Raw genomic sequence first — 23,250 nt, 5'->3', positions numbered from 1 at the left:
CGGTCTTTTTTGAATAAAATCAATTATTCAGCTGAAGTGTTTACTTCACGATCTACAAGCTCAACGTAAGCCATCGGTGCTGCATCACCAGCACGGAAGCCCGCTTTAAGAACACGTAGATAACCGCCGTTACGTTCTTTGTAACGAGGGCCGAGTACGGTAAATAATTTACCAACAGTTGCAGCATTACGAGTACGAGCAAATGCTAAACGACGATTTGCTACAGTATCGTTTTTTGCTAGAGTGATTAAAGGCTCAGCAACACGACGTAATTCTTTAGCTTTAGGCACAGTTGTTTTGATCAACTCGTGTTCAAATAAAGAATTAGCCAAGTTTTGGAACATCGCTTTACGATGGCTGCTTGTACGGCCTAATTTCACACCACTATTACGATGACGCATGGTGATAGTCCTACTTAATTAACGGCTACGATAGGCAAAACGGTCGTCCATACGAAGACTAGCTGGTGGCCAGTTTTCAAGACGCATACCGAGTTGTAAGCCTTTCGATGCCAAAACATCTTTGATCTCTGTTAACGATTTTTTACCAAGGTTAGGAGTTTTTAACAACTCAACTTCAGTACGTTGAACAAGATCACCAATGTAGTAAATATTTTCTGCTTTCAAACAGTTAGCAGAACGAACAGTAAGCTCTAGATCATCTACTGGGCGAAGCAAGATTGGGTCAACTTCTTCACGAGGCTCTTGAGCAACTGGAGTTTGGTCTTTCTGAAGATCAACGAAAATTGCAATTTGTTGTTGCAAGATTGTTGCCGCTTTACGGATAGCTTCTTCAGGATCAACCGTTCCATTTGTTTCAAGGTCGATTACCAGTTTATCTAAATCGGTACGTTGTTCTACACGCGCATTTTCAACGGTGTAAGAAACACGTTTAATTGGGCTGTAAGAAGCATCTAATTGCAAACGACCAACAGGACGTGTTTCACCTTCAGGGAAACGAGAATCAGATGTTTCATAACCACGACCTTGAGCAACTTTCAAGCGCATTTTTAATGAGCCTGAAGCACTTAAAGTACCGATTAAATGTTCTGGGTTAACCACTTCAACATTATGAGGTAAACGAAGGTCAGCAGCAGTAATATCGCCAGGACCTTGTTTTTCTAATGTTAAATATGCTTCATTTTGATCGAACAGCTTAATAGACAATCCTTTTAGGTTCAGCAAGAGCTCGACGATGTCCTGCTGCAAGCCTTCTAAAGTACTGTACTCGTGCTCGACACCTTCTATCTCTACTTCAACCACAGCAGCGCCAGGTAAAGAAGACAATAGAATGCGACGTAAAGCATTACCTAGAGTATGGCCAAAACCACGCTCTAAAGGTTCTAGAATCACTTTTGCCGAGGTCCCGCTTACCGCTTCGACCTTGATCGCTTGCGGAGTTAGAAACTCGTTTGCAGTACGCGTCATTATTGCTACCTCAAGGATTATTTAGAATACAATTCTACAATCAAGCTTTCGTTGATTTCAGCAGGTAAATCAGAACGATCTGGTGCAGCTTTAAACGTACCTTCAAGCTTAGAATGATCAACTTCGATCCAAGCTGGAATACCACGTTGTGCAGCTAACTCAATCGCGTTTTTAATACGCAATTGTTGTTTAGCACCTTCGTGAACCGCAATTACATCACCAGCTTTAACTTGAATAGATGCGATGTTTACACGACGACCATTCAAAGTAATGCTACGGTGACTTACTAACTGACGAGCTTCTGCACGTGTAGAACCAAAACCCATGCGATAAACAACGTTATCAAGACGGCTTTCAAGCAATTTCAACAAGTTCTCACCTGTTGCGCCTTTAACACGAGCTGCTTCTTTATAGTAGTTACTAAATTGACGTTCTAACACACCGTAAATACGACGGACTTTTTGTTTTTCACGTAATTGTAGTGAATACTCAGATTGCTTACCACCGCGTGCCTGACCATGTTGACCAGGTGCTTTGTTAGCTTTTTTAGTTTTGACGTCAAATGGTTTAACGCCAGATTTAAGTTGCAGGTCTGTCCCTTCGCGGCGAGAGAGTTTGCATTTTGGACCAATATAACGAGCCATGAATGTTTCTCCTTACACGCGACGTTTTTTAGGTGGACGGCAACCGTTGTGAGGAATTGGAGTCACATCGGTAATGCTGTTAATCTTATAACCCACTGCGCCTAATGCACGAACCGCAGACTCACGACCTGGACCAGGACCTTTTACAAGGACGTCCAGATTTTTCAAACCGTAATCCAAAGCTGCTTTACCAGCAACTTCAGCAGCTACCTGAGCAGCAAACGGAGTTGATTTACGTGAACCACGGAAGCCTTGTCCACCTGAGGTGGCCCAAGCCAATGCATTACCTTGACGATCAGTAATCGTAACAATGGTGTTATTAAAAGACGCGTGAATGTGTGCAACACCTTCAGAGACGGTACGAGTGACCTTCTTGCGTGTGCGAGTATCTTTAGCCATCTTTTAGCTTCCAGAAATCTTACTTTTTAATCGGTTTGCGCGGACCTTTACGGGTACGTGCGTTAGTTTTGGTGCGTTGACCACGGACAGGCAAGCTGCGACGATGGCGAAGGCCGCGGTAGCAACCCAAATCCATTAAACGTTTAATGTTCATGGAAATTTCGCGACGTAAGTCACCTTCGGTAGGAACCTTAGCAACTTCTGCACGAATCGCATCAAGCTGAGCATCGTCCAACTCACGGATCTTAGTAGTTTCAGTAATACCAACTGCAGCTAAGATATTCTTAGCAGTGTGGCGACCGATACCAAAGATGTAAGTGAGGGAGATAACAGCATGCTTGTTATCCGGAATGTTTACACCGGCAATACGAGCCATTCACTTTCTCCAAAAAGGCAGTAGAGATAATCAACCGCCCCACAAAAATCTTGAGGGGCGGATATTAACCCAATTCGCCTACTGAAATCAACAGGTCTTGATTAGATTAACCTTGACGCTGCTTATGACGAGGTTCTGCGCTACAAATTACGCGAATAACCCCATTACGACGGATAACTTTACAGCTACCACAAATTTTCTTTACAGAAGCTTGTACTTTCATGATGAAACCTCTAAGTGCGCTTATCCCTTAGGATGAGCAGTCGTTTTTCTCATTAATGTTTGATTGTCATATTGATGAGATGTTAAATGCGCTTGTAGCTGAGCCATAAAGTCCATAACCACGACTACTACGATCAATAATGAGGTACCACCTAAATAGAATGGAATCCCAAAAGAGCTTTGTAGAATCATTGGCATTAAACAAATGACCGTAATATAAATCGCACCAATAAACGTCAAACGATTAAGAATATGATCTAAGTAACGAGCAGTTTGCTCACCTGGGCGAATACCAGGCACATAAGCTCCGCTGCGTTTTAGATTTTCTGATACTTCCTTAGGGCTAAATACTAAAGCCGTATAAAAGTAACAGAAAAAGATAATTAACGCACCAAAGAGCACCAAATACAAAGGCTGTCCAGGCGACAATACTAAAGCTAAATCTTGTAAGCTGCTTTTAATAAAACCAGCATTTGGATCTGCACTTCCCACCCATTGACCAAGACTTGCTGGGAACAAGAGTAAAGAACTTGCAAAAATCGCAGGAATAACACCAGCCATATTAATTTTTAATGGCAAATGCGTCTGCTGTGCTGTAAATATACGACGCCCTTGTTGCTTTTGTGCATAGTTGACTGGAATGCGACGTTGTGCTTTTTCAATAAACACAATAGCTGCCAATACACCTAAAGACAAAAGACCAAAAATTACAAGACCAATTAAACTTGTCTGACCATTATCTACAGAAGAAACTGATTGCATAATTAGTTTAGGCAAACCAGCAACAATACCTGCAAAAATAATCATTGAGATACCGTTACCAATACCTCTTTCAGTGATTTGCTCACCTAGCCACATTAAGAACATAGTTCCAGCGACAAGTGAAGTTACTGCTGGGATATAAAATGCAAGACCAACTGACAGAGTAATACCCTGTCCAATCAAACCTGCACACATACCAACTGCTTGAACCACTGCAAGCAACAATGTGCCCTGACGCGTATACTGATTAATTTTACGCTTACCTTGCTCACCTTCCTTTTTCAAGGCTTCAAGTGATGGAATTACAGTAGACATTAACTGCACAATAATTGACGCAGAAATGTACGGCATAATCCCTAAAGCAAGAATAGACATTCGCTCTAAAGCACCGCCAGAAAACATATTGAATAGCCCAAGAATAGTTCCTTGGTTCGCATGAAATAAATTTTCTAACGCAGCATTATTAATGCCTGGTACTGGAATATGCGCTCCTAGTCGAAAGACCAGCAATGCACCGATTAGAAAACTCATCCGGCGAATAATTTCACGGTATTTCACATGAAATGGCTGACCTTTCATCATGTTGACATGACCTGAAGAACTAGGAGACATAGACACTCGAGATTACTCCTCGACTTTACCGCCAGCTGCTTCAATCGCAGCTTTAGCGCCTTTAGTCAATGCAACACCTTGAACAGTGAATGCACGAGTGATTTCACCAGAAAGTACGATACGAGCACGAATTTGGTCACGACGAACAACATTCGCAGCTTTCAAAGTTTCTAGGCTAACGATGTCGCCTTCAACTTTGCTTAACTCAGATAAACGTACTTCAGCAGTTTTTAAAGCGATTTGGCTAGTGAAACCGAATTTAGGTAAACGACGATAAATCGCAGTTTGACCGCCTTCAAAGCCTGGACGAACGCCACCACTTTTACGTGATTTTTGACCTTTGACACCACGGCCACCAGTCTTACCAACGCCAGAACCGATACCACGGCCTAAACGACGGTGTTCACGTTTTGCACCTTCTGCAGGCGCAAGTTCATTTAAACGCAGAGTCATGGCTTATTCCTCTACACTAACCATATAGTAGACTTTGTTGATCATACCGCGGTTAGAAGGCGTATCTTGCACTTCTACAGTATGACCAATACGACGCAGACCTAAACCTTGTAAGCAAAGCTTGTGATTTTTCAAGCGATGTGAAGAAGATTTAGTCTGGGTAACTTTAATCGTTTTCATGATTGATTACCCTTGAATTTCTTCTACTGATTTACCACGTTTCGCAGCGACTTTCTCAGGAGAAGTCATATCACGCAAACCTTTGAAAGTTGCGTTTACTACGTTTGCAGCATTAGTAGAACCATAACATTTAGCAAGTACGTTATGTACACCTGCAGCTTCTAGAACGGCACGCATAGCGCCACCAGCGATTACGCCAGTACCTTCAGAAGCAGGTTGCATATATACACGGCTTGCACCATGACGAGCATTCACAGGGTGTTGTAAAGTAGTACCTGCAAGGTCTACAGTAATCATGTTGCGACGTGCAGCTTCAAGTGCTTTAGAAATAGCAGCTGGAACTTCACGAGCTTTACCACGACCAAAACCAACACGACCATTACCATCACCCACAACAGTTAATGCTGTGAAAGAGAAGATACGACCACCCTTAACAACTTTGGCTACACGATCAACGGCAACCAGCTTTTCAACAAGACCTTCGTTTTGTTCAACTTTAGCCATGATTAGAACTCCAAGCCGTTTTCACGAGCAGCATCAGCCAAGGCTTTGATACGACCATGATATTTAAAACCAGAACGGTCAAATGCAACTTTAGTTACACCAGCTGCTTTCGCACGCTCTGCGATTAAAGCGCCTACTTTAGTAGCCGCGTCTACATTACCTGTAGTACCGCTACGTAAAGATGCATCCAAAGTTGAAGCTTGTGCTAAAACTTTGCCACCATCTGCTGAAATAACTTGAGCATAGATGTGACGCGGAGTGCGGTTTACACACAAACGAGTCGCACCCAATGCACGAATGTGCAAGCGTGTGCTTTTCGCACGACGCAAACGGGATTGTTTCTTTTCGTTCATAAGAACCTCGCGCCTTATTTCTTCTTAGCTTCTTTACGAAGAATGACTTCATCCGAATAACGAACACCTTTACCTTTATATGGTTCAGGAGAACGATATGCACGGATTTCTGCCGCTACTTGACCTAACAACTGCTTGTTTGCTGATTTCAAAATGATTTCAGTAGCAGTTGGAGTTTCCGCTGTTACACCTTCTGGTAAAGCGTAGTCAATTGGGTGTGAAAAACCAAGGTTAAGGTTTACAACAGTACCTTTAACCGCAGCTTTATAACCAACACCAACTAGCTGCAACTTACGTTCGAAGCCTTCACTAACCCCTTTTACAAGGTTATTCAATACAGCGCGAGCAGTACCAGCTTGCATCCAAGCATCTTTCGATTCTTTAACTGGAGCAAGTTGAAGTTTACCTTCTTCCTGTTTTAGCTCGACCAGCGCATGCAGGTTGAAAGACAATGTACCTTTGCTGCCTTTCACTTCGACCTGCCGGCCGTTCTGAGTAACTGCTACACCATTAGGTACAGTTACTGGGGCTTTAGCCACACGAGACATGAGGAATCACCTATTAAGAAACAAAAGCAATAACTTCACCACCAACGCCCGCAGCACGTGCAGCGCGATCAGTCATGATGCCTTTGCTTGTAGAAACAATTGCAATACCTAAACCTTGCTTAACGCTTGGAAGTTTATCTTTACCACGGTATTGGCGAAGACCTGGACGGCTTACGCGTTTAACCATTTCGATAACTGGTTTGCCTTCGAAATATTTTAAAGTAATTGTCAAAGTAGATTTTGTCTCTTCTTGAGCAACTTCTACATTTGAAATATAACCTTCTTGTTGAAGTACGTTTGCAATTGCAACTTTCAACTTAGAAGAAGGCATAGAAACAGTTTGTTTCTTAGCCATTTGTGCGTTACGAACACGTGTTAGCATGTCGGCAACGGTATCTTGCATACTCATTTAGTCGCTCCTTACCAGCTTGCCTTAACAACGCCTGGTACATCACCCTGCATTACTGTGTCACGTAATTTGTTACGGCTTAAACCGAACTTACGGAAGTAACCATGAGGACGACCAGTTAAACCACAACGGTTACGAAGACGTACCGGAGATGCATTACGTGGCAATGCTTGTAACTTTAACATCGCTTCGAAACGCTCTTCTTCACTTGCATTTACGTTTGCAATCGTAGCTTTTAATTCAGCACGTTTTGCAGCGTATTTAGCAACTGTTTTTTCGCGTTTCAATTCGCGATTAATCATACCTTTCTTAGCCATATCGACCTCTTATTTGAACGGGAAGCCGAATGCACGCATAAGCGCACGGCCTTCGTCATCGGTGCGAGCAGTCGTAGTAATAGTAATATCCATACCACGAATACGATCAATCTTATCGAAATCGATTTCAGGGAAAACGATTTGCTCTTTCAAACCCATTGAGTAGTTACCACGACCATCAAATGATTTCGAAGAGAAACCACGGAAGTCACGGATACGAGGGATTGCGATTGAGATCAAACGGTCCAAGAATTCGTACATTTGGTCGCCACGTAAAGTAACTTTACAACCAATCGGCCAACCATCACGGATTTTGAAACCAGCGATAGATTTACGAGCAAGTGTAATTACTGGTTTTTGACCAGCAATTAATTGCATGTCGACTACAGCGCCATCTAATAATTTCTTATCAGTTGCAGCTGCGCCTACACCCATGTTTAGGGTAATTTTTGTGATGCGTGGAATTTCCATCACGTTCTTAATGCTAAGTTCTTCTTGTAACTTCGCTTTAAGTTCTTCGTTGTAACGTGCTTTAAGTCTGGCCATTGCCTTTTCAACCTATTACTTCGCTACCGCCACTGATTCACCATTTGATTTATAAACGCGAGTTTTCACGCCATCAATCACTTGGTAACCAACACGGTCAGCCTTCTGGGTTGTAGCATTTAAAATTGCCACGTTTGAAATATGAAGCGAAGCTTCTTGAGTAACGATACCGCCTTCAGCGCCAGTTACACGATTCGGCTTTTGGTGCTTCTTCACTAAGTTAAGGCCTTCAACCTTAACGCGGTCTTCAGAAACAGACAATACAGTACCCTGTTTGCCTTTTTCTTTACCTGCGATCACGATAACTTGATCGCCTTTTTTAATCTTAGCCATGATTGCCTCTTATAGAACTTCAGGAGCCAATGAAATGATTTTCATGAACTGTTCAGTACGAAGTTCACGAGTCACTGGTCCGAAGATACGAGTAGCAATCGGAGCTTTGTTGTTGTTCAGGATAACTGCAGCATTATCATCAAAACGGATCACAGAACCATCTGGACGACGAATGCCGAATTTAGTACGAACTACAACCGCATTCATCACGTCACCTTTTTTAACACGTGCGCGTGGGATTGCTTCTTTTACAGTAACTTTAATAATGTCGCCAACAGAAGCATAACGACGATGTGAACCACCAAGTACTTTAATACATTGTACGCGGCGAGCACCACTGTTGTCTGCTACGTCGAGCATAGTTTCGGTTTGAATCATTGCCCTACTCCAAAACCGAGCATCACCGGTCACAATTTCGAAAGGCTCAAAGAGTACTCGAAATTGACCGATGATGCAACAAGAACGTCGAATTACTCAGCAGCTGCTTCAACTACTTCCACTAAAGTCCAAGCTTTAGTTTTAGAAATTGGGCGGCTTTCTTTAATGGTCACAACATCGCCAAGTTTAGCAACATTGTTCTCATCATGAGCGTGTAACTTAGTTGAACGGCGAATTGACTTGCCATACAACGGGTGTTGAACGCGGCGTTCGATAAGAACAACAATAGACTTGTCCATTTTGTCGCTTACTACTTTGCCGGTTAACGTGCGGACTGTTTTTTCACTCATTGTCCGTTCCCCTGTTTTTCGGTAAGGAGTGTCTTAATACGAGCAATTGTCTTACGAGCAACTTGCACTTCATGCGATTTACCCAACTGACCAGTTGCTTTCGCCATACGAAGACGGAATTGATTAAGCTGTTGCTCATCAAGCAAAGCTTTCAACTCTTCTACCGATTTTTCACGTAGATCTTTAGTTTTCATTACATTACCGTCCGAGTCACGATAGTGGTTTTAAACGGAAGTTTAGCAGCAGCTAAAGCAAATGCTTCACGCGCTAATTCTTCGTTCACACCTTCAATTTCGTACAGGATCTTACCTGGTTGGATCTGGCAAACCCAGTACTCCACGCTACCCTTACCTTTACCCATACGCACTTCAAGAGGCTTTTGAGTAATTGGTTTATCCGGGAATACGCGAATAAAGATTTTACCACCACGCTTAATACGGCGGCTAATAGTACGACGTGCAGCTTCAATCTGACGAGCAGTCATACGACCACGTTCAGTTGCTTTGATTGCAATCGAACCAAATGATACTGTACTACCACGATGCGCTAGACCAGTATTACGGCCTTTGTGCACCTTACGGAATTTGGTACGTTTAGGTTGCAACATGGATTATTCTCCCTTGTCAGCAGCACGGTCACCGCGACGACCACGACGCTCTTGACCTTCACCACGACCACGACCACGTTTAGCTGGACGATCTTCAGCAGGAGCAGGGTTCATGACTTGTTTCATGCCACCTAAAATCTCGCCACGGAAAATCCAAACTTTAACACCAATCGTACCGTAAGTTGTTTCTGCACGCATAGTTGCATAGTCAATGTCTGCACGTAGCGTATGTAAAGGTACACGACCTTCACGATACCATTCTGTACGAGCAATCTCTGCACCACCTAAACGGCCAGACACTTCAACTTTGATACCTTTAGCACCAGCACGCATAGTGTTTTGAACCGCACGCTTCATAGCACGACGGAACATTACACGCTTTTCTAATTGAGAAGCGATAGCTTCAGCAACTAAACGCGCATCTAAGTCTGGGCGATCAATTTCGTTGATACTTACTTGCGCAGGAACACCCATAATGCTGGTAAGTTCGCGCTGTAATTTCTCAATATCTTCGCCTTTTTTACCGATTACGATACCAGGACGAGCTGTGCTAATAGTTACTTTAGCAGCGCCTGATGGACGTTCGATAAGAATATTGCTTACCATCGCATTCTTAAGTTTTTTAGTTAAAAACTCACGAACTTGAAGATCTTTAAGCAAGTATTCAGCGTATTGTTTCGGATTCGCATACCAGTTAGCGTTATGACGTTTCACAACACCTAGGCGGATACCGATTGGATGAACCTTCTGACCCATATCAAACCCCTACCTTAACGGTGATGTGACAAGTACGCTTAGTAATACGATCTGCACGGCCTTTAGCACGTGGCATAATACGTTTAAGGCTCATGCCTTCGTCAACGTAAATCGTAGATACTTTAAGATCGTCAACATCTAAACTGTTATTGTGTTCAGCGTTTGCAATCGCAGATTCCAATGCTTTTTTCACTAAAACAGCAGCTTTTTTATTGCTGAAGTTTAAGATATCTAAAGCATGCGCAACAGATTTGCCGCGAATAAGATCTGCAACCAAACGTGCTTTCTGTGCCGAGATAGCGGCACCGCGTAATTTAGCAGTTACTTCCATCATGACACCTATTAACGTTTAGATTTCTTGTCAACACCGTGACCACGATAGGTACGAGTTGGCGCGAATTCACCGAGTTTATGACCAACCATATGCTCAGTAACAATTACTGGAACGTGGTTACGACCATTATGAACAGAAATTGTTAAACCAACAAAATCCGGAAGGATCATCGAACGACGAGACCAAGTTTTAATCGGCTTGCGAGAGTTACTAGCAACAGCCGCTTCAACCTTAGCGAACAAGTGCGCATCGACGAATGGGCCTTTTTTCAGAGAACGAGGCATTAGTCAGATTCCTTTACTTGACGCGACGGTCGCGAATAATCATCTTAGTCGTACGCTTATTGGTACGTGTCTTGTACCCTTTAGCTTTTTGACCCCATGGGCTTACAGGTTGAATACCTTTGTTACGCCCTTCACCACCACCGTGCGGGTGATCAATTGGGTTCATCGCCATACCACGTACGGTAGGACGAACACCACGCCAGCGCGAAGCACCAGCTTTACCCAATGAACGAAGGTTGTTTTCTTGGTTAGAAACTTCACCAATTACAGCGCGGCATTCAACATGTACTTTACGCATTTCGCCTGAACGAAGACGAATAATTGCGTAAGAACCATCACGACCCAATAACTGAACAGAAGCACCAGCAGAACGCGCTAATTGCGCACCCTTACCAATTTTAAGTTCAACGTTATGAAGTGTAGAACCGATCGGCATATTACGAAGTGGCAAGCAGTTACCTGGACGAATTGGAGCATCGTTACCAGATTGTACTTTATCGCCAGCACGTAAGCCTTTAGGTGCAATGATATAACGACGCTCACCGTCAGCATATTTCAATAAAGCAATATGTGCTGTACGGTTTGGATCGTATTCAATACGCTCTACAACAGCTGGGATGCTGTCTTTGTTACGTTTGAAGTCAACGATACGGTAGTGTTGTTTATGACCACCACCAACGTGACGAGTAGTAATGTGACCGTTGTTATTACGACCACCAGTACGTTTTTTAGCTTCAACCAACGGTGCGTAAGGCGCGCCTTTGTGGAGATGGTCATGAACCACTTTCTCTACAAAGCGACGTCCTGGAGACGTTGGCTTACATTTTTGAATCGGCATAATTTTCGTCCTTATTCCGCTGCGCTTTCAGCGGTATCGCCCAAGTCAGCCATTTCAACATCTTGGCCGGCTTTCAGGGTGACGTATGCTTTTTTAACATCAGAACGGCGTCCTAATGTACGACCAAAGCGCTTAGTCTTACCTTTAGTAATAGTTGTGTTAACTTTAACAACTTCTACACCAAAAAGTTTTTCAACTGCTTTTTTGATTTCAAGCTTAGTAGCATTGATGTCTACTTTAAATACTTGAACACCAACAGTATCACCTAAAACTTGTGCCTTTTCTGAGAAGACTGGTCCTTTAAGGACTTGATAGATACGTTCGTTGTTCATCCGAGTTCTACCTCAATTTTCTTAGCAGCAGCTACAGACATCACAACTTTATCAAACGCGATCAAGCTTACAGGATCGATTGCAGTTGCATCTACCACATCTACATGCGGAAGGTTGCGTGCTGCAAGATATAAGTTCTCATCTACAGCGTCAGTAACGATTAATGCACGAGCAGCATTTAAGTCGTTAAGTTTTGCAAGCAACTCTTTAGTTTTTGGAGCTGCAACAGCAAACTCTTCAACTAATACAAGACGATCTTGGCGAACAAGTTCAGCTAAGATACATTGCATTGCACCGCGGTACATTTTACGGTTTACTTTTTGAGACCAATCTTGTGGACGAGCAGCAAAAGTTTTACCACCGCCAACCCAGATAGGGCTACGAATAGAACCCGCACGAGCACGACCAGTACCTTTTTGACGGAATGGCTTTTTACCACCGCCAGAAACGTCTGCACGTGATTTCTGAGCACGAGTACCTTGACGACCACCTGCTAAGTAAGCAGTAACAACTTGGTGTACAAGAGCTTCGTTAAATTCACGTCCGAAAGCAACTTCAGACAATTCAACAGCAGAGCCGGAAACAGTTTTCAAATTCACGGTATTTCCCCTCAGGCCTTGATGGTAGGACGTACAATCACGTCGCCGCCAGTTGCACCAGGAATTGCACCTTTAACAACTAAAACAGAACGTTCAGCGTCAATAGATACGATTTCAAGACCTTGTACTGTTACGCGTTCATCACCTAAGTGACCAGCCATTTTCTTGCCTTTGAACACGCGTCCAGGAGTTTGGTTTTGACCTGTAGAACCTAATACACGGTGAGAAACTGAGTTGCCGTGTGTAGCGTCTTGGGTACGGAAGTTCCAACGTTTAACACCACCTTGGAAACCTTTACCTTTTGATTGACCAGTTACGTCAACTACTTGACCAACTGTGAACAAATCAACGCCAATAGTGCCGCCAACTTCACGACCTTCAAGCTCAGCTTCAGTAACACGGAACTCTTTAACTAAACGACCAGCAGCAACACCAGCTTTCGCAAAGTGACCTTTTTGAGCGTTAGTTACGCGAGATTCGCGACGTTCACCAGTAGTTACTTGAACAGCTTGATAACCATCAGTTTCAAGTGTTTTGATTTGCGTAATGCGGTTTGGATCGACTTCGATGACTGTAACAGGTACAGAAACACCTGCATCTGTAAAGATGCGAGTCATACCACATTTGCGACCGACTAAACCAATAGCCATGTGCATAAACCTCTAAAAAAGCGGCCTAATTAACTTAGAAGTTAATCAACCGAAAGCCTTAACCCAAAGCGATCTGAACATCAACACCAGCCGCAAGATCTAATTTCATCAATGCATCAACAGTTTTATCTGTAGGTTGAACGATGTCGATCAAACGTTTATAGGTGCGGATTTCGTACTGATCACGCGCATCTTTGTTAACGTGCGGTGAAGTAAGAACGTTGAAGCGTTCGATGCGAGTAGGCATCGGAATTGGACCACAAACTTGTGCGCCAGTACGCTTAGCGGTTTCTACGATCTCTTGAGCTGATTGATCAATCAGACGATGATCAAAAGACTTCAAACGGATACGAATTCTCTGGTTAGACATACCAGTAAACTCCAAGCCAAACATATAAAGAATCACCTTTGACGCATCTCACCCATTGGTAAGTGTCAAAGGCAGTGAAAATCACTAAGGTCATGATCGATGCCACGACTGTAATGCACATTTACTACTTTCTTCGCAGTAAATGCCCCTCCTTTTGAGGGTCGCCCATTATAACGATTGTTTAAGTCTTATGCAATTCTCTTTTTCTATTTTTTGCTCAAAACCTGCTTTAACTGAGCATTGACAACTCATCTATGCATTTATGACAAATTCAATTGCTTTATTTAAGAGTTGATTGCCTTGTTCAAATTTTTGCGCTTCCGAATATTGTAGTTCTCTCGGAGATTGAACATATTCTCCATTAAAAATTGATAGCTCCTCTTCATTTTCAAGCAAGAGTTCTAAAGTCGCTGGTGTCATTTCCGGATGAAATTGAAAGCCCAATACATTCTTTCCAATCTGGTACATTTGATTACGACAAGCTGTACTTTCAGCCAAGTGTATAGCGCCTTTAGGTATTTCAAATGTTTCACTGTGCCACTGCATCACCTTTATTTTTTCAGGCAATGGAAAGCTGTCTTGAGGTAAATTAGCAACTCTCTGAACTATCGACCATCCAAGTTCCTGATAGCGATTACGGCTGACGGCTGCCCCTAATGCATTAGCGATTAGCTGCCCGCCCAAGCAAAGTCCTATAGCAGGCTTTCCTGCTGCTAAATATCGACGTAACCATCTTTTTTCTATCTTAAGCCATGGATAATTTGCTTCATCATTTACACTCATGGTACCACCCATGACGAGTAACAAATCAACCTCGTCTATTTGAGGCAAAGCTTCTATTTCAAGTGACCGATCGACCGGAAGTGCAAAAAATTCCGTAGAACTAATAGTCGCATGGTGAGCTTTTAAAAATGAATAACAACTCCCAAAGCCTTCACCTGCGATATGTTGAAAATAATGAACTCTTAAATGCGACTTCATGCGCTTAAACCTATTGTTGTTAGAATGTTGTAGTGGTCTTTGCAAAAATAAAGCCAAGTTTTTGTTTTATGGGTCTACTGTAACGAAACGTCTTACAAAACTTTATAAATCTAGCGAAGAGTTTAAATTTCTCTTAATCTAACTTTATCATTTAACACACAACGCACTATGAAAAAGCATAACGATTTTCAAACTCGCCTCATTCATGCCCCAAGAAAGGCTCCGCAATTCATTGAAACAGTGCAACCTCCCTTATTTCGCGCATCAACTATTATTTTTAAATCAACTTCGCACCTTTTTGATCGTCATTGGACTGACCCTTATGACTATAGTTATGGAACCCATGGCACCCCTACTACCTTCACTTTAGGCGACAATATTGCGCAAATTGAAGGTGGGTTGCATTGTTTACTCGCACCGAGCGGTTTATCAGCAATTAATATTGTGAACTCAGCTTTTTTAAGTACCAATGATGAAGTATGGGTTCCAGACAATATTTATGGACCTAATCTCGAACATCTAAATTACCTACAAGATCAATATGGGATTATCGTTAAAGTATATAACCCAATTGATGCATCAAGCTTTCAGCCAACCGACAGAAGCAAACTGCTATGGCTAGAGGCTGCGGGCTCCGTTACCCTAGAATTCCCCGATCTTAAAAATCTAGTCAAAAAAGCTAAAGAACATGGTGTTTTAACAGCCCTAGATAACACTTGGGGAGCTGGGCTTGCATTTAATGCTTTTAATTTTTCTGATGAGCATCTGTCAGTCGACTTAACTATACATGCACTCACCAAATATCCGAGCGGTGGGGGTGACATCTTAATGGGCAGCATTGTAACTCGTGATGAAAAACTGCATCACCGCCTATTCCGTACGCATGCCATTTTAGGTATTGCAGTTTCGGGAGACGATGCAGCTCAGATTCAACGTAGCCTAGCTCATATGTCTTTACGCTATGAAAAACAGTCAACCAATGCTCACACTCTACTTAAATGGCTAAAGAATCAACCTCAATTTGCACAAGTTCTACATCCAAGCGATGAGAACGCCCCAGGCCATAAGTACTGGCAAGAAATCTGCACAGATGGTCAAAGTGCTGGCTTAGTCAGTGTCATTTTTAAACCTGAATATGACATTAAAGCAGTACGTCGCTTCTGCGATGCATTGGCTTTATTTAAGCTCGGGTTTAGCTGGGGAGGACCTGTTAGCCTGATTATGCTTTATGATTTAAAAATGATGCGAAAACTTGAAAATACACATTTACAACAAGGATTATTGGTTCGATTCTGTATAGGACTAGAAGATCCGCAAGATTTAATACAAGATATCGAAAACGCACTGAAACAACTGTAAAAACGACAAGATCATAGTGACTCGAACCACAGGATAAAAATATATGGGTACACCGATTGTTATTGCTAAAAATATTAATGACACATCCAAAGAAATTGTTTTACTTTCCCAGTTTGCTAACCGCCATGGACTTATTGCCGGTGCCACGGGTACAGGTAAAACAGTTACGTTAAAAGTTCTAGCAGAGAGTTTCTCTCGAATTGGTGTACCGGTATTTCTTGCCGATGCTAAAGGCGATGTTTCGAGTCTCGCAAAAGCTGGTGAAGCTTCTGATAAATTTAATGAACGTCTAAAGCTTTTACAAATTGATAGCGTTCCTTTCGCAGCTAATCCAGTTGTTTTTTGGGATTTATTTGGTCAGCAAGGCCATCCTATCCGAACTACTATTTCTGAAATTGGGCCAATTTTATTGGCTCGCATGCTCAATTTAAACGATACTCAAGAAGGTGTGCTCTCTGCTGTATTCCGCATTGCAGATGACCAAGGTCTACTATTAGTCGACTTTAAAGATTTAAAAGCCATGATTACGTTTGTTAGCGAACATGCAGCCGAGTTTAAAGCTGAATATGGCAATTTATCTCCAGCAAGCCTAGGCGCTATTCAGCGCAATTTACTAGCCCTTGCCGATCAAGGTGGAGAGCAATTTTTCGGCGAACCTGCTTTAAATATTTTAGATTTTATTCAAACTGATGCAAATGGGCATGGCTACATTAACATTCTTGCGGCTGACAAGCTCATGAATACACCCAAACTATATGCCACTTTCCTTTTATGGATGCTTTCAGAGTTATTTGAACAGCTTCCAGAAGTCGGTGACATGGATAAACCTAAACTCGTATTTTTCTTTGATGAAGCTCACTTATTATTTGATAATGCCAGCCAAGCACTCCAAGACAAGATTGAACAAGTTGTACGTTTAATCCGCTCTAAAGGAGTAGGTATCTATTTCATTACCCAAAATCCACTCGATTTACCTGAAAGTGTTCTGGGTCAACTTGGTAATCGCGTTCAACATGCCTTACGTGCATTTACCCCTAAAGATCAAAAAGCGGTAAAAACTGCAGCAGATACTTTCCGAGCTAATCCAAACTTTAAAGTTGATGAAGTAATTACAGAACTTGGTGTTGGTGAGGCACTCATTAGCTGCCTAGATGAGCAAGGTACTCCACAAATTGTAGAACGCGGTTGGGTCATGCCTCCGTACTCTGCATTTACACCAATCACTCCCGAAGAGCGCCAAACGCTAATCTCGCAAAGTATTATTGCTGGTGTATATGAACAAGCTGTAGATCGTGATAGTGCCTATGAAATGCTACAAAATAAAGTTGCTGAACGCGAACAGCAACAACAAAATGCCGAAATTGCTAAACAACAAGCAAAAGAACAAGAAACTTTAGCCAAACAACAAGTTAAAGAGCAAGAAAGATTGGCACGTGAACAATTAAAAGAAGAAGAACGAGCAGCACGTGAAAGAGCCAAGCTGACCCAAGACATTGTTGGAACTTTTGCAAAAAGTGCAGCACGCAGTTTAGGAGGAAGTACAGGCCAAAAACTCGTACGAGGCCTACTTGGTTCTTTATTTGGTAAATAAAAACATTTAATAACATAATGTTAACTTAAGGGGATTTTATATCCCCTAATTTTTTTATGGTTTTTCTCGAAAAGCTATTGCCATTACTTTTTTAAAGATGTATTTTAAATACATCTTATATAGCCAGATAAATAAGGTCTAGCCATGACTCCACAACAAATTGAACTTGTTAAATCTACTGTACCGGTTTTACGTGAACACGGCGTTACGCTGACTACATACTTTTATAAGCGTATGCTTAATAACAATCCCGAATTAAAAAATGTTTTTAACTTAGATGACCAAACTAGCTTACGTCAGCCGCGTGCGCTTGCAGCTGCGGTTCTTGCTTATGCAGAAAACATTGAGAACCCTACTGTTCTAGCTAAAGCTGTTGAACGTATCACTACTAAACATGTGAGCTTGGATATTCAGCCTGATCAATATGCAATTGTTGGTGACAACCTACTTCATTCAATTAGTGAAGTACTTAACGTGCCATTTGAATCAGAGCTTATCGAAGCGTGGAAGCAAGCTTATCTACAATTGGCAGATATCTTGATTGGCGTTGAAAAACAAAAGTATGAACAACTTGAGAGCTTAAAGGGTGGATGGGCTGGCTGGCGCTCATTTGAGATTACACAAATTGATCCTCTTGAATCTGGCAAACGTTTTACTTTAAAAGCAACTGACCATGAGGACGTATTAACTGGTCCAGCCAATGCTTTTATTTCGGTTAAAGTACAAGTTCCTGAGCAACAGCTTGAACAACCGAAAGCTTTTAAATTTACAGAAGCTCAAGAAAATAACTCATATCACTTCGATGTTCAGCCTGAAGAAAACCATACTGAATTTTCAGTTTCGAACATCTTGCTTGAGCATTATAGAGTGGGTGATCAAGTACAGGTTTCAGCTCCTTTAACGCTGTAATGTAAAAACCTCTTGCCTGAAAGTTTTCTTATTTAAGCTTTCAGGCTAAGATGATCATCCTTTTTATTCTCTTCCATTTTTGGTGATCATGCAGCTTAATAAATTTACCGATTATGCATTACGAATATTAATGTATGTTGCACGCCCAAGTGATGCACCCTACACGATTGCAGAAATCGCGAAAGATTTGCATGTTTCACAAAACCATCTGGTTAAAGTTGTTCACTTTATGGGCAAACAAGAATGGATTATTACCATTCGTGGAAAAGGTGGTGGAATACGCTTAAACCCAGATGCACTTAACTCAAATTTAGGTTCAATTGTTCGAATATTACAGGGTGATAATCAAATCGTTGAGTGCAATACGCCCCCTTGTGTATTACGCAGTCACTGTGGTTTAAAAGGTATTTTAGATCAAGCTCTAGAGAGCTTTTATCAAAGCCTAGACCAATACACACTCGGAGAAGTTTTACAGCACTCAAAATCTACTCCTGCTCACTCCCCTATTGCCTTTTTAGAAATCTAACTTGGATTAATTTTCATAAGTTGATTTATTGAAAATTAGCAAGAATACCCAAGCTCCTTTATACTAGGCGCGAGCCCTCTCATTTAAAAAGTTATTTTTTATGCGTCGTAGTGAAAAATCGAAAGACACCAAAGCCAGACTCGCACCAAAGCAAAAGATCAGCTATGAAAAGAAACCAGACCCAGCGATCACGGAATATGCCGTGCAATCACTAAACTGGTTACGCCAAGCTGAATTTTTAATGAGTGCTCCTAAATTGGCACTTTGTGTTGAAGATAGTGGCTACGAGATTGCTTTTGCAGGGCGCTCAAATGCTGGTAAATCTAGTGCTATTAATGCATTGACCAACAAAAAACAACTCGCACGTGCCTCAAAAAAACCAGGCCGTACACAGATGATTAACTTCTTCAGCCTAGGTAATCCTGATCAACGTTTAGTCGACCTTCCTGGCTATGGCTATGCAGCTGTACCTGAAGATATGAAACGAGTATGGCAAAAAGAATTAGAGAACTATCTCATTCATCGTAAAAGCTTACAAGGCTTAGTATTACTGATGGATATTCGCCATCCTTTACAGCACTTCGACATGATGATGCTAGAGTGGGCTTATTCACGTCATCTTTTTGTTCATATCCTTCTAACAAAAGCAGACAAACTTAATCGTGGTCCAGCAAACAAAGTGCTATTAGAAGTTAAGCAGCAGCTGAAAAAAATGAAGCTTGATTTCTCGATTCAACTTTTCTCATCACTTAATAAATTAGGTTTAGAAGAGCTAGCAAGTGTTATGGCTGGACGACTACATTTTACGCTTGATCAAGAACCAGAATTTGATGTCGATGCGATTCCTGAAGCCACCGATGAAGACGCTGAAAGTTAAATTGTCATAGCAGATACAATTTCTTCATTAAATTTATATTCAAATTGGCCCCTATTGCTAAACACAAATGTAGGGGCTTTTTTTATACTCGTTATAACTTCATCGAGTTAAAAATCAGGACTAAATGATGAAATTGTTATCTTTTTTGAAGAACAAGGCTTTAGGTTCTTCTATTGACTATAAAATTCTTCCACGTAAAGTAAAATTTGACTGGAAAGATACCCCTGTTGACTGGATTCCAAATCAGCCTTTCGCAAGTTATTTTATTAATGAAATTAATAATATTTTACCTGCCGGAGAATTCTGGTTTTGCCGTTTGTACAATAAAGTTTTACCGCAAATTAAAGACGAAAAGCTTAAACAGGATGTACAAGCATTTATCCGCCAAGAAGCTATGCATGCCAATGCGCATACTTCTGCCAATAAAGAATATTTAAGTGCGCGTAATATTGATATCCAGCGAAATCTGGACATTATGAATTATCTATTTACGACCGCCTTAGCAGATAAACCCTTTGATAAAGAAGTCCCTCAATTTCTACAAGAACAATGGGATCTTTTCCGTTTAGGCGTTATTGCAACTGTCGAACATATGACTTGTGTATTAGGAAAATATGCACTCTATAATAAGCGTTGGGAAGAGTTAGGCGCTGACCCTGAAATGGTCGATCTAGTTAAATGGCATGGTTCAGAAGAAATTGAACACCGTACCGTTGCTTTTGATTTATATCGCCATCTTGGTGGTGGCTATATTCCACGCTACTATTTAAGTCTTGCAGTGATTGTACTGGTACTTGGATTATGGGTAGATGGCGCTGCACATATTATGAAACAAGATCCACGTTTTGCTGATGCAGCTAAATCCAGATTTTTCCCAGTATGGGTGGCTGTAGAATGGCTTAAGATTAGTCGCAAAGATAACCAAGTGCTACCAAATCCATTTTGGCTGATTGCCCAACAAATTGATTACCTCATGCCTTGGTATGATCCAGTTAAAGAAGGCAGCACTGAAGATGCGGTAAGTTATTTATCTCAATCTCCAGCAGCAAAAAGAGCTGAGCTTCAAGCCGCTTAAAAACAAAAAAGCAGGATTTTAAATCCTGCTTTTTTATATAGGAGATTAGACACTGATATCTTTATCTTTTGTATAACGATCTACAACGACACTAATCATCATATCGCCTTGCACATTGACCACTGTTCTTACAGTATCTAATAGACGATCAATCGGAAGTAAAATTGCAATTGCTTCAGCCGGCAAACCTACAGACTGTAAAACCATAATCATGGTGACCATACCCGCACTCGGAATTCCCGGTGCACCGAGCGATGCAATCATTGCTGTTAAGCACACAATAATTTGTTGTGTCAGGTTTAAATCCAGTCCCACTAAATTTGCCACAAAGAGTGCAGCTGCCGCTTCATATAGTGCAGTACCATCCATATTAAGCTGCGTACCTAAAGGAATCACAAAGCCCGCTGTTTGAGGGCGCACACCTAAGTTTTCTTGTGCGCATTTCATACTAAGCGGCATCGTGGCAGAGCTAGAACTGGTGGCAAATGCAGTGATCAGCGCTGTACGTGTTCCTTTGAAAAAAGTCCAAGGACTCATACGACCAAAAATCCAAAGTAGTAGCGGTAAAACAACAGCGCCATGAAAAATGGTAGTCCCCGTTACGACAATAGCAAACTCAGCCAAACGACTTAATACCGAAATATCTTCCGTCGCCATTAACTTTGCCAATAGAGCAAAAATACCTAAAGGCGCTAGCTTCATCACCCAGCCGACTAACATCATCATCATTTCAAAAAACTGATGACTCAATACGCGAATACTTTTGAAACGCTCACCGCCATGGACTAGCGCAACACCAACAAATAGTGCAAACACCACAACCGCTAAAACGTTACCGTCACTAAACGCTTTAAATGGGTTGATTAATGTATTTTGAATAAAATTGGTAAAAAAACTTGCAGGGTTTAAACTGTCGGGCGCCTGATAATTTTGCATAGACGTTTGGAAAATAGAAATATCTATACCGCGCCCTACTTCAAATAGATGAGCACAACTTATACCTAAAATTAAAGCCAACGTTGTTGTGGTCAAACAACATAAAAAGGTAATTTTCCAGACTGGACCTAGCTGGCCACCTGCCTGCAAATTAGAGACACCCACAACAATCGAGCTAAAAATCAAAGGTACCAACAACATTTTAAGCAGCCCAATAAAGACACTACTTAATATGCCTAGCCCATATAAACTATGTTTTACAAACGCAGTATCGGGATACAACGTTAATAAGAAACCAAAGGCTAAGCCTAAAATGGCAGCAATAAGAATTTGTGTGTTTAAGTTCATATCAGCATTATTTTTTTCAGTTGGCAATCCTTTTGCAAATATGACATGAGCTTGCTTTTCATACGAGCAATTTTTTGTCACATCGTTTCAATTAAAAATAAAAAAAGCCATCTGATGAGATGGCTTTATAAATGAGTTTATTGGGTTTCAATTTCCCGCAAACGAATTAAACCCTCTTGCACAGTACTGCAAACAAGTTGGCCGTTTTGCCACATACGGCCAAAGTTTAAACCGCGAGAGGCTGCACTGACTGTTGCTTCCATATCGTAAAGCATCCATTCATCAGCGCGTAGCGGACGATGGAAATAAATTGCATGATCAATACTTGCACACTGCAAACTTGGAGAAATATAGCTGAGCCCATGCGGTCTTAAAGCCGTTGTCATTAAGGTAAAGTCTGAATAAAACGCAACAATCGCTTGATGCAGAGCGATATCATCTAATTGTTTTGGAATACGGTCATGTGTGCGGATATAGTGCGCATTATAAGGAGCTTCAGGTTGCGGTTGAAACGGATTTACCGGATCAATTGGGCGAATTTCTACGTGACGCTCACGCATAAAGCTAGCACGAACATTTTCCGGTACAAAGTTTAGAATACCTTCTTTGAGTTCATTTTCAGATTTAAGAGTCTCTGGTGCAGGGTACTCTGGTTCTTGATGTTGATAATTCAGTCCTTCTTCTGGATTAGCAAAAGAAACCATCGCCGAAAATATAACTCGCCCATGCTGAACTGCACGAACCTGACGGCTTACGAAACTCTTCCCATCACGTAAACGGTCTACTTCATAGATAATTGGGGCATTAATATCACCACCATATAAAAAATATGCATGTAAAGAATGCGCGGGACGATCGGTTGTATAAGATGCCGCACGTAAAGCCTGACCCAAAACCTGTCCACCAAAGACACGTTTACCGACAAGATTACGGCTTATGCCACGGTAAATATTTTCTTCTAGCTTTTCTAAAGTGAGAAGATCGACAAGTTCTTGGGTTAACGCATTCATGAGAGATACCTTCATATTTCAGGTAAAAAATCGTATTAAAGTACAGATGTGTAGA

The 23,250-nt window shown here is 41.6% G+C and carries 36 protein-coding genes and 2 pseudogenes; 7 read left to right on the top strand and 31 right to left on the bottom strand.

From position 1 onward, the window contains the following. Positions 1 to 23: 23 nt before the first annotated feature. The 29 genes and pseudogenes from rplQ to POD11_RS13895 all read right to left on the bottom strand — a co-directional run bounded on the left by rplQ (position 24) and on the right by POD11_RS13895 (position 14,564). Entirely contained in the window at positions 24 to 401 is a 378-nt protein-coding gene (rplQ, locus tag POD11_RS14035; protein WP_002049717.1) for a 50S ribosomal protein L17, read from the bottom strand. A gap of 18 nt (positions 402 to 419) precedes the next feature. Further along, positions 420 to 1,427: a DNA-directed RNA polymerase subunit alpha gene (locus tag POD11_RS14030; protein WP_002116730.1), complete on the bottom strand. Its 1,008-nt coding sequence runs from the start codon at positions 1,425 to 1,427 to the stop codon at positions 420 to 422. A 17-nt stretch (positions 1,428 to 1,444) separates the two neighbouring features. Further along, on the bottom strand, positions 1,445 to 2,071 hold the full coding sequence (gene rpsD, locus POD11_RS14025; RefSeq protein ID WP_000135204.1) for a 30S ribosomal protein S4: 627 nt from the start codon (positions 2,069 to 2,071) through the stop codon (positions 1,445 to 1,447). 12 nt (positions 2,072 to 2,083) lie between these two features. Beyond that, positions 2,084 to 2,470, bottom strand: a complete 387-nt coding sequence (gene rpsK, locus POD11_RS14020) for a 30S ribosomal protein S11 (RefSeq protein WP_001040166.1) — start codon at positions 2,468 to 2,470, stop codon at positions 2,084 to 2,086. Between the two features lie 19 nt (positions 2,471 to 2,489). Continuing rightward, positions 2,490 to 2,846 carry a 30S ribosomal protein S13 gene (gene rpsM / locus POD11_RS14015; protein WP_000090815.1) on the bottom strand — a complete coding sequence of 119 codons (357 nt, stop codon included), beginning with the start codon at positions 2,844 to 2,846 and terminating at the stop codon, positions 2,490 to 2,492. A 106-nt stretch (positions 2,847 to 2,952) separates the two neighbouring features. After that, positions 2,953 to 3,069, bottom strand: coding sequence for a 50S ribosomal protein L36 (gene rpmJ / locus POD11_RS14010; RefSeq protein ID WP_000867907.1), 117 nt, complete (start codon positions 3,067 to 3,069; stop codon positions 2,953 to 2,955). Positions 3,070 to 3,089: 20 nt separating this feature from the next. Beyond that, positions 3,090 to 4,409 (bottom strand): preprotein translocase subunit SecY, encoded by a 1,320-nt coding sequence (gene secY / locus POD11_RS14005; RefSeq protein ID WP_014207743.1) that lies wholly within the window; start codon positions 4,407 to 4,409, stop codon positions 3,090 to 3,092. A 45-nt stretch (positions 4,410 to 4,454) separates the two neighbouring features. Beyond that, on the bottom strand, positions 4,455 to 4,895 hold the full coding sequence (gene rplO / locus POD11_RS14000; RefSeq protein WP_002116985.1) for a 50S ribosomal protein L15: 441 nt from the start codon (positions 4,893 to 4,895) through the stop codon (positions 4,455 to 4,457). Positions 4,896 to 4,898: 3 nt separating this feature from the next. Next, positions 4,899 to 5,075 carry a 50S ribosomal protein L30 gene (gene rpmD, locus POD11_RS13995; protein ID WP_000849088.1) on the bottom strand — a complete coding sequence of 59 codons (177 nt, stop codon included), beginning with the start codon at positions 5,073 to 5,075 and terminating at the stop codon, positions 4,899 to 4,901. 6 nt (positions 5,076 to 5,081) lie between these two features. Continuing rightward, on the bottom strand, positions 5,082 to 5,579 hold the full coding sequence (gene rpsE / locus POD11_RS13990; protein WP_001141025.1) for a 30S ribosomal protein S5: 498 nt from the start codon (positions 5,577 to 5,579) through the stop codon (positions 5,082 to 5,084). Positions 5,580 to 5,581: 2 nt separating this feature from the next. Continuing rightward, positions 5,582 to 5,932 carry a 50S ribosomal protein L18 gene (gene rplR, locus POD11_RS13985; protein WP_002049741.1) on the bottom strand — a complete coding sequence of 117 codons (351 nt, stop codon included), beginning with the start codon at positions 5,930 to 5,932 and terminating at the stop codon, positions 5,582 to 5,584. A gap of 14 nt (positions 5,933 to 5,946) precedes the next feature. Beyond that, entirely contained in the window at positions 5,947 to 6,480 is a 534-nt protein-coding gene (rplF, locus tag POD11_RS13980) for a 50S ribosomal protein L6 (protein ID WP_002116801.1), read from the bottom strand. Between the two features lie 13 nt (positions 6,481 to 6,493). Then, positions 6,494 to 6,889 (bottom strand): 30S ribosomal protein S8, encoded by a 396-nt coding sequence (rpsH, locus tag POD11_RS13975; RefSeq protein ID WP_002049732.1) that lies wholly within the window; start codon positions 6,887 to 6,889, stop codon positions 6,494 to 6,496. 11 nt (positions 6,890 to 6,900) lie between these two features. Next, a complete protein-coding gene (rpsN, locus tag POD11_RS13970) occupies positions 6,901 to 7,206 on the bottom strand; it encodes a 30S ribosomal protein S14 (RefSeq protein WP_002049689.1) in 306 nt (101 codons plus the stop codon). A 9-nt stretch (positions 7,207 to 7,215) separates the two neighbouring features. After that, positions 7,216 to 7,752, bottom strand: coding sequence for a 50S ribosomal protein L5 (gene rplE, locus POD11_RS13965; protein WP_002116961.1), 537 nt, complete (start codon positions 7,750 to 7,752; stop codon positions 7,216 to 7,218). Positions 7,753 to 7,767: 15 nt separating this feature from the next. After that, the gene (gene rplX, locus POD11_RS13960) at positions 7,768 to 8,085 is read right to left on the bottom strand and encodes a 50S ribosomal protein L24 (RefSeq protein ID WP_002116820.1); all 318 of its coding nucleotides are present in this window, start codon (positions 8,083 to 8,085) and stop codon (positions 7,768 to 7,770) included. Positions 8,086 to 8,094: 9 nt separating this feature from the next. After that, the gene (gene rplN / locus POD11_RS13955; RefSeq protein WP_001982634.1) at positions 8,095 to 8,463 is read right to left on the bottom strand and encodes a 50S ribosomal protein L14; all 369 of its coding nucleotides are present in this window, start codon (positions 8,461 to 8,463) and stop codon (positions 8,095 to 8,097) included. A gap of 92 nt (positions 8,464 to 8,555) precedes the next feature. Continuing rightward, positions 8,556 to 8,813: a 30S ribosomal protein S17 gene (gene rpsQ / locus POD11_RS13950; RefSeq protein WP_002116661.1), complete on the bottom strand. Its 258-nt coding sequence runs from the start codon at positions 8,811 to 8,813 to the stop codon at positions 8,556 to 8,558. Beyond that, positions 8,810 to 9,007, bottom strand: a complete 198-nt coding sequence (gene rpmC, locus POD11_RS13945) for a 50S ribosomal protein L29 (RefSeq protein WP_000849928.1) — start codon at positions 9,005 to 9,007, stop codon at positions 8,810 to 8,812. The genes rpsQ and rpmC overlap by 4 nt, the downstream gene beginning before the upstream one ends. After that, positions 9,007 to 9,420 (bottom strand): 50S ribosomal protein L16, encoded by a 414-nt coding sequence (gene rplP, locus POD11_RS13940; protein WP_002049688.1) that lies wholly within the window; start codon positions 9,418 to 9,420, stop codon positions 9,007 to 9,009. The genes rpmC and rplP overlap by 1 nt, the downstream gene beginning before the upstream one ends. Then, positions 9,360 to 10,176: pseudogene (gene rpsC / locus POD11_RS13935) on the bottom strand (30S ribosomal protein S3). The gene rplP and the pseudogene rpsC overlap by 61 nt, the downstream one beginning before the upstream one ends. A 1-nt stretch (position 10,177) precedes the next feature. Next, on the bottom strand, positions 10,178 to 10,507 hold the full coding sequence (gene rplV, locus POD11_RS13930; protein ID WP_262457567.1) for a 50S ribosomal protein L22: 330 nt from the start codon (positions 10,505 to 10,507) through the stop codon (positions 10,178 to 10,180). Positions 10,508 to 10,518: 11 nt separating this feature from the next. Beyond that, entirely contained in the window at positions 10,519 to 10,794 is a 276-nt protein-coding gene (gene rpsS / locus POD11_RS13925; RefSeq protein WP_001138119.1) for a 30S ribosomal protein S19, read from the bottom strand. Between the two features lie 13 nt (positions 10,795 to 10,807). After that, positions 10,808 to 11,632: a 50S ribosomal protein L2 gene (gene rplB / locus POD11_RS13920; RefSeq protein ID WP_002049686.1), complete on the bottom strand. Its 825-nt coding sequence runs from the start codon at positions 11,630 to 11,632 to the stop codon at positions 10,808 to 10,810. Between the two features lie 11 nt (positions 11,633 to 11,643). Next, a complete protein-coding gene (gene rplW, locus POD11_RS13915; protein ID WP_002049693.1) occupies positions 11,644 to 11,964 on the bottom strand; it encodes a 50S ribosomal protein L23 in 321 nt (106 codons plus the stop codon). After that, positions 11,961 to 12,563: a 50S ribosomal protein L4 gene (gene rplD, locus POD11_RS13910; RefSeq protein ID WP_002049755.1), complete on the bottom strand. Its 603-nt coding sequence runs from the start codon at positions 12,561 to 12,563 to the stop codon at positions 11,961 to 11,963. The genes rplW and rplD overlap by 4 nt, the downstream gene beginning before the upstream one ends. 11 nt (positions 12,564 to 12,574) lie before the next feature. Next, entirely contained in the window at positions 12,575 to 13,213 is a 639-nt protein-coding gene (gene rplC, locus POD11_RS13905) for a 50S ribosomal protein L3 (RefSeq protein ID WP_002117051.1), read from the bottom strand. A gap of 58 nt (positions 13,214 to 13,271) precedes the next feature. Continuing rightward, positions 13,272 to 13,583 (bottom strand): 30S ribosomal protein S10, encoded by a 312-nt coding sequence (rpsJ, locus tag POD11_RS13900; RefSeq protein ID WP_000070912.1) that lies wholly within the window; start codon positions 13,581 to 13,583, stop codon positions 13,272 to 13,274. A 252-nt stretch (positions 13,584 to 13,835) separates the two neighbouring features. Continuing rightward, complete coding sequence (locus POD11_RS13895; protein ID WP_262457566.1) at positions 13,836 to 14,564, bottom strand: type 1 glutamine amidotransferase; 729 nt, start codon at positions 14,562 to 14,564, stop codon at positions 13,836 to 13,838. A gap of 168 nt (positions 14,565 to 14,732) precedes the next feature. Between POD11_RS13895 and POD11_RS13890 the strand changes: the two genes are divergently transcribed. From POD11_RS13890 to POD11_RS13860, 7 genes and pseudogenes are all read left to right on the top strand, one after another. Then, entirely contained in the window at positions 14,733 to 15,923 is a 1,191-nt protein-coding gene (locus POD11_RS13890) for a PLP-dependent transferase (RefSeq protein ID WP_262457565.1), read from the top strand. 43 nt (positions 15,924 to 15,966) lie between these two features. Further along, a complete protein-coding gene (locus POD11_RS13885; RefSeq protein ID WP_262457563.1) occupies positions 15,967 to 17,514 on the top strand; it encodes a DUF853 domain-containing protein in 1,548 nt (515 codons plus the stop codon). Between the two features lie 29 nt (positions 17,515 to 17,543). After that, positions 17,544 to 17,656, top strand: a pseudogene (locus tag POD11_RS13880) (hypothetical protein); the annotation flags it as partial. A gap of 2 nt (positions 17,657 to 17,658) precedes the next feature. After that, entirely contained in the window at positions 17,659 to 18,423 is a 765-nt protein-coding gene (locus tag POD11_RS13875) for a globin domain-containing protein (protein WP_224993465.1), read from the top strand. Between the two features lie 88 nt (positions 18,424 to 18,511). Continuing rightward, positions 18,512 to 18,949 carry an RrF2 family transcriptional regulator gene (locus tag POD11_RS13870; RefSeq protein WP_262457561.1) on the top strand — a complete coding sequence of 146 codons (438 nt, stop codon included), beginning with the start codon at positions 18,512 to 18,514 and terminating at the stop codon, positions 18,947 to 18,949. A 100-nt stretch (positions 18,950 to 19,049) separates the two neighbouring features. Continuing rightward, entirely contained in the window at positions 19,050 to 19,826 is a 777-nt protein-coding gene (yihA, locus tag POD11_RS13865) for a ribosome biogenesis GTP-binding protein YihA/YsxC (RefSeq protein WP_016142971.1), read from the top strand. Between the two features lie 124 nt (positions 19,827 to 19,950). Next, a complete protein-coding gene (locus POD11_RS13860) occupies positions 19,951 to 20,901 on the top strand; it encodes a metal-dependent hydrolase (protein ID WP_082183844.1) in 951 nt (316 codons plus the stop codon). A 45-nt stretch (positions 20,902 to 20,946) separates the two neighbouring features. On the opposite strand, the gene POD11_RS13855 is transcribed toward POD11_RS13860, so the two are convergent. Continuing rightward, complete coding sequence (locus POD11_RS13855) at positions 20,947 to 22,212, bottom strand: dicarboxylate/amino acid:cation symporter (RefSeq protein WP_262457579.1); 1,266 nt, start codon at positions 22,210 to 22,212, stop codon at positions 20,947 to 20,949. A gap of 110 nt (positions 22,213 to 22,322) precedes the next feature. Continuing rightward, on the bottom strand, positions 22,323 to 23,195 hold the full coding sequence (locus tag POD11_RS13850) for an acyl-CoA thioesterase (RefSeq protein ID WP_262457560.1): 873 nt from the start codon (positions 23,193 to 23,195) through the stop codon (positions 22,323 to 22,325). Between the last annotated feature and the right edge of the window lie 55 nt (positions 23,196 to 23,250).

This window comes from Acinetobacter sp. P1(2023), from assembly GCF_028367635.1.
GTDB classification, from domain to species: domain Bacteria; phylum Pseudomonadota; class Gammaproteobacteria; order Pseudomonadales; family Moraxellaceae; genus Acinetobacter; species Acinetobacter pittii_E.
Note: the sequence above shows the minus strand (reverse complement) of the source record. Positions and strands in the feature narration are given on the sequence as shown.